Source organism: Corynebacterium sp. MSK039, assembly GCF_030232315.1.
In the GTDB taxonomy this organism is placed as follows: Bacteria; Actinomycetota; Actinomycetes; order Mycobacteriales; family Mycobacteriaceae; genus Corynebacterium.
The window spans coordinates 1-5,544 of the sequence record NZ_JASPJL010000024.1; the positions used below are offsets into that span (position 1 = coordinate 1).

At 58.1% G+C, this 5,544-nt stretch carries 5 protein-coding genes and 3 pseudogenes; 3 read left to right on the forward strand and 5 right to left on the reverse strand.

All coding sequences use genetic code 11. The features are described from left to right. Positions 1-143 precede the first annotated feature (143 nt). The 3 genes and pseudogenes from QP997_RS09525 to QP997_RS09535 form a co-directional block, all read left to right on the forward strand. Positions 144-464: pseudogene (locus tag QP997_RS09525) on the forward strand (recombinase family protein); the annotation flags it as partial. Between the two features lie 65 nt (positions 465-529). Beyond that, positions 530-1,332 (forward strand): annotated as a pseudogene (aph(3'')-Ib, locus tag QP997_RS09530) (aminoglycoside O-phosphotransferase APH(3'')-Ib). Then, complete coding sequence (locus tag QP997_RS09535; protein ID WP_000480968.1) at positions 1,332-2,168, forward strand: aminoglycoside O-phosphotransferase APH(6)-Id; 837 nt, start codon at positions 1,332-1,334, stop codon at positions 2,166-2,168. The pseudogene aph(3'')-Ib and the gene QP997_RS09535 overlap by 1 nt, the downstream one beginning before the upstream one ends. 105 nt (positions 2,169-2,273) lie before the next feature. On the opposite strand, the pseudogene QP997_RS09540 reads toward QP997_RS09535, so the two are convergent. The 5 genes and pseudogenes from QP997_RS09540 to QP997_RS09555 form a co-directional block, all read right to left on the reverse strand. Continuing rightward, positions 2,274-2,372 (reverse strand): annotated as a pseudogene (locus QP997_RS09540) (IS481 family transposase); the annotation flags it as partial. Then, positions 2,372-3,547: a chloramphenicol efflux MFS transporter Cmx gene (gene cmx / locus QP997_RS09545; RefSeq protein WP_005297378.1), complete on the reverse strand. Its 1,176-nt coding sequence runs from the start codon at positions 3,545-3,547 to the stop codon at positions 2,372-2,374. The gene cmx and the pseudogene QP997_RS09540, both read right to left, overlap by 1 nt. Positions 3,548-3,568: 21 nt before the next feature. After that, positions 3,569-3,622 (reverse strand): chloramphenicol resistance leader peptide, encoded by a 54-nt coding sequence (locus tag QP997_RS09915; RefSeq protein WP_011113070.1) that lies wholly within the window; start codon positions 3,620-3,622, stop codon positions 3,569-3,571. A gap of 115 nt (positions 3,623-3,737) precedes the next feature. Further along, entirely contained in the window at positions 3,738-4,406 is a 669-nt protein-coding gene (locus tag QP997_RS09550) for a recombinase family protein (RefSeq protein ID WP_284846991.1), read from the reverse strand. Positions 4,407-4,515: 109 nt separating this feature from the next. Next, positions 4,516-4,977: a hypothetical protein gene (locus tag QP997_RS09555; RefSeq protein ID WP_284846992.1), complete on the reverse strand. Its 462-nt coding sequence runs from the start codon at positions 4,975-4,977 to the stop codon at positions 4,516-4,518. Between the last annotated feature and the right edge of the window lie 567 nt (positions 4,978-5,544).

Below are 5,544 nucleotides of genomic sequence, written 5' to 3' on the forward strand. Positions count from 1 at the left end.
CCGACCGGAGAAGATGCCCATGGACCTGATTATTCCACGCCGGTCTTCCTACTGCCCCAACTTTGCAACAGCACCGTTTTTGAAATGTAAGGCCTTTGAATAAGACAAAAGGCTGCCTCATCGCTAACTTTGCAACAGTGCCCGCTCAGATCGACACCACGACTGCGTCCGGTCGCATGGTGTTCGGAATCTTCGCCACCTTGGCCGAGTTCGAGCGGGATCTGATCCGAGAGCGCACCATGGCGGGTCTCGCCTCCGCGAGAGCGCGCGGTCGCAAGGGCGGACGAAAATTCGCGCTCACCAAAGCTCAGGTGCGTCTCGCGCAAGCCGCCATGGCCCAGCGCGATACTTCAGTTTCCGATCTCTGCAAGGAACTCGGCATCGAGCGCGTCACTCTCTACCGATATGTCGGTCCCAAAGGCGAGCTCAGAGACCATGGAAAGCATGTTCTCGGACTTACGTAGCAACTCGTTTCTTTTCGCAGGTTGAGCCACCTCCGCGCTTCATCAGAAAACTGAAGGAACCTCCATTGAATCGAACTAATATTTTTTTGGTGAATCGCATTCTGACTGGTTGCCTGTCAGAGGCGGAGAATCTGGTGATTTTGTTTTTCGACGTGGTGACGGGCATGCCTTCGCGAAAATCGCACCTGCTTCCCGCCGCGGTGAGCTCGCTGGAGAGCGTGACCGCCTCATTTGGCTCAAAGGTCGAGGTGTGGCTTGCCCCGAGGTGATCAACTGGCAGGAGGAACAGGAGGGTGCATGCTTGGTGATAACGGCAATTCCGGGAGTACCGGCGGCTGATCTGTCTGGAGCGGATTTGCTCAAAGCGTGGCCGTCAATGGGGCAGCAACTTGGCGCTGTTCACAGCCTATCGGTTGATCAATGTCCGTTTGAGCGCAGGCTGTCGCGAATGTTCGGACGCGCCGTTGATGTGGTGTCCCGCAATGCCGTCAATCCCGACTTCTTACCGGACGAGGACAAGAGTACGCCGCAGCTCGATCTTTTGGCTCGTGTCGAACGAGAGCTACCGGTGCGGCTCGACCAAGAGCGCACCGATATGGTTGTTTGCCATGGTGATCCCTGCATGCCGAACTTCATGGTGGACCCTAAAACTCTTCAATGCACGGGTCTGATCGACCTTGGGCGGCTCGGAACAGCAGATCGCTATGCCGATTTGGCACTCATGATTGCTAACGCCGAAGAGAACTGGGCAGCGCCAGATGAAGCAGAGCGCGCCTTCGCTGTCCTATTCAATGTATTGGGGATCGAAGCCCCCGACCGCGAACGCCTTGCCTTCTATCTGCGATTGGACCCTCTGACTTGGGGTTGATGTTCATGCCGCCTGTTTTTCCTGCTCATTGGCACGTTTCGCAACCTGTTCTCATTGCGGACACCTTTTCCAGCCTCGTTTGGAAAGTTTCATTGCCAGACGGGACTCCTGCAATCGTCAAGGGATTGAAACCTATAGAAGACATTGCTGATGAACTGCGCGGGGCCGACTATCTGGTATGGCGCAATGGGAGGGGAGCAGTCCGGTTGCTCGGTCGTGAGAACAATCTGATGTTGCTCGAATATGCCGGGGAGCGAATGCTCTCTCACATCGTTGCCGAGCACGGCGACTACCAGGCGACCGAAATTGCAGCGGAACTAATGGCGAAGCTGTATGCCGCATCTGAGGAACCCCTGCCTTCTGCCCTTCTCCCGATCCGGGATCGCTTTGCAGCTTTGTTTCAGCGGGCGCGCGATGATCAAAACGCAGGTTGTCAAACTGACTACGTCCACGCGGCGATTATAGCCGATCAAATGATGAGCAATGCCTCGGAACTGCGTGGGCTACATGGCGATCTGCATCATGAAAACATCATGTTCTCCAGTCGCGGCTGGCTGGTGATAGATCCCGTCGGTCTGGTCGGTGAAGTGGGCTTTGGCGCCGCCAATATGTTCTACGATCCGGCTGACAGAGACGACCTTTGTCTCGATCCTAGACGCATTGCACAGATGGCGGACGCATTCTCTCGTGCGCTGGACGTCGATCCGCGTCGCCTGCTCGACCAGGCGTACGCTTATGGGTGCCTTTCCGCAGCTTGGAACGCGGATGGAGAAGAGGAGCAACGCGATCTAGCTATCGCGGCCGCGATCAAGCAGGTGCGACAGACGTCATACTAGATATCAAGCGACTTCTCCTATCCCCTGGGAACACATCAATCTTACCGGAGAATATCGTTGGCCAAAGCCTTAGCGTAGGATTTCGCCCTCTCCCGCAAACGACCCCATCTTTGCGGCGATCGTGGCCGGATAGCCGTCTTCGACAATCAGCCGAGCTAACCGGAGACGGGCACGAGGAGTGAGAAGAGCGTTCGGATGGGTCATCAATTGGCCTCCGCCGCGGTCTTCGTAAGCGCGCGTCTGGTGAGAAGCATGATGACGAGAGCGATCGCTGTCAGCACCGAAGCGACCCAAACCGGCGCGAGCAGCCCCAGCCCGGTCGCGAGCCCGAGCGCACCAAGCACGGGCCCCGCTGCAGCTCCGATATTCAATGCTGCGGTTGCGTACGAACCGCCCATCGTTGGCGCACCCGATGCTGCATACAGCACACGCGTGATCAGAGTACTGCCGACGCCGAACGACAGGAATCCCTGAACGAGGACGAGGACGATAAGCGCAACGGGATGAGATGCGACCACTGCCAACACGATCCAGCCTGTCAGCAATAGCGGTCCGCCGACTGCGAGCACGAGGCCAGGTCGTTGATCTGATAGTCGTCCTGCGATCGTGACGCCAAGGAACGATCCGATGCCGAACATCACCAGCGCGACGGACACCCACGCTTCGGCCAAGCCCGCGGTCTCGGTCACGATGGGTGCCAGGAAGGTGAATGCCGCAAAGGTCCCTCCGTTGATCAGCGCTCCGAGTGCCATGGCCAGGATGAGCCGCGGCGTCGCCAACTGGCTGAGCTCGACACGGAGCCTTGGTGAGGTCGCGCTAGTCTCGCTCCGACCAACATTGTTCGTGACGCCACGAATGACTCCAACGGCCGCGGGAATACAGAGGATGGCGATCGCCCAGAACGTCGTTCGCCAGCCCAGCGCTGTGCCGAGCAGTGCCCCGGCGGGGACGCCCACGACGGTTGCGATCGTCGTGCCGGAGAGCAGGATCGACAGTGCACGCCCCTTCTGGTTCGCTGGCACGAGGGTAGTGGCCGTGCTCAGTGCTACGGCGAGGAATCCTGCGTTTGCGAGAGCGCTGAGCACCCGGGTGATGAGCAGGAGAGAGAACACTGGTGTCATCGCTCCGATGACGTGGCTTCCCGCGAACACGAGAAGGCAAACGATCAATGTGAGCCGCGGTGGCCAACGGCGAGCGAATGCCGCCATCACTGGCGCGCCGACGACCATACCGACTGCGAATGCGGAGGTCAGCAGGCCCGCAGTGCCGACCGAGACGTCAAGTTCGGTCGCGATCGCGGGGAGCAATCCCGCGAGCATGAATTCTGAAGTGCCCATGACGAAGACCGCCAGGGCAAGCATGTAGAGGGCAAAAGGCATCGAGTACTCCGAGGTGTGAGATCAAGAAATGGTTCTTCTTGTCACCACGGCCAGCGCCCCGGGTACGCCAGACATACGCCCACACAGATCGTGGGCGTCGTAACTAGTGGTTCAAGGGGCTGGCGGTGTGACCGACAACCCCTGACCTGTCTGATTCGGGACTCGACATGCCCCAAACTCTAACATGCCTTCAATGGCAAGCGGTCTGGACAGATACTTCTTGAATCGGCACGGTGTCATTACGGGCGGGGGCCAGAACAACGTCCCTGGACATCACACCTAGACGGCGAGCAACGTCTGCCTTAGGCACTCCCATATCGACCATTTCGCGCGCCTGCTCGATGCTGGTCTCGTTCATTGCCGGCGCTCGCCCCTTGTATGCGCCGCGCTTTTTCGCCCGCTCAATCCCCTCGGCCTGGCGCTCCCGCATGATCGCCCGCTCGAACTGCGCAACACTGCCCAGGACACCAAGCATCAACGCGGCCACCGGGTCACTTTGGGACGAGTAGGTCTGCGACTCCCGGAGGAACCGCACTGACACTCCCCGATGAACAAGATCATCGACGATGGTGTGCAGGTCGAGGAACGACCGCGCCAGCCGATCCATGCTCGTAACGATCAGCTGATCTCCCTTACGCAGGTAGCGCAGCATCTCCTCCAGCTGTGGCCTCTCCCGGGACGCGCCACTGATCTTTTCCTTGTAGATCTCGGTCGCCCCAGCCTTCTGGAGCCGGGCTACCTGACGGTCCAGGTTCTGATCCGGTGTGCTGACGCGGGCGTACCCCACCAACTGGCCCGTGACGACGTGCTGGTGTTCATTTAGCTCAAGCGGTAGCGACAGATCTGTCTCTTTGGCCATAAACCAACCCTAGAGCAACAGATTTTCCTGTAACTCGAAAGTGTCTCATTTGGCATGCCCCAAAGAGACACCCGTAGGGAACATGGCTCCTACCAAGCACAAGAGCACATCAACATTCACTACCTTTGTCGGTCTTTCCATCAGCTCCCCCACCTCCCGAACCCCGGAAGGTCTCCCATAACTGCACAAAAGCCAAAGACGAGAATTGGGCGGCGAACATCCAGAAAAGTTGCGCCCCATGCGACGCCTCAGCGAAAAAATTCGCCCCTGGAATAAAGCTGGCCAGGATAACAAGCAGCACCGCAAGACCTCCCCCCGCCAAAAGCCTGCGCTTTTCAAAGCGGCGCCCTCCTATCCCCACAAAGAAGAGCGCAAACCCGACTATAAGAGAAACGTATCCTACTTTTTCCACAAGCACTGCGGGAGCATCCAACTCACCCCCTGAGCTGGCAAGAAAAATTACTGGTAGCCCGGACTGTACAAGAACCATCCCCCACTGCCTTTTCTTTTCGGACGGCTCCTTCATTGAGTCATGGATATATCCGAATACGTTTTTATGCTCTTCCGTCATACATCCATCTAATCCGATGGCGTAAATACCCAGCACCCTCGCCCGCCTGCTCGACGTCGGCGTAGACCCGATCCCCGTTGTTCTTCCAGTCCTCCCACGGCTCCGAAAGAAGCTCTCATGACCCCCTTCTCCGCGCTTGCCCCCTCTGTTAACCACGGAGGGGGTTCTGCGTTTCCGCAGGTCAGGCTGCGCATATTTACCACCGGTCGTGCGCATATTTACCACCGGTCGTGCGCATATTTACCACCGGTCGTGCGCATATTTACCACCGGTCGTGCGCATATTTACCACCGGTTTTGAAGTTATCCACAGGGTCTGACCTGCAACGATCCGCAAAACCCCAGGTCGTATATAACAGTAACCCAATAGGGCAATATGGGCGGGGGCACCACGGTGCCCACCACAGGCGGGTTCACCGTATGAAGTAGGCATACTCCCGCCTTCGCCTAACGGCTCAGTTGGGGGCTGCCGCGCGAATCAAAGATTCGCTGAGGGTGTCCGATTCTTTGTGTGCGGGGGTTTGGTTTACAAGTAGTCCGCGAATCGGTCGGGGTAAGCCACGGCTAG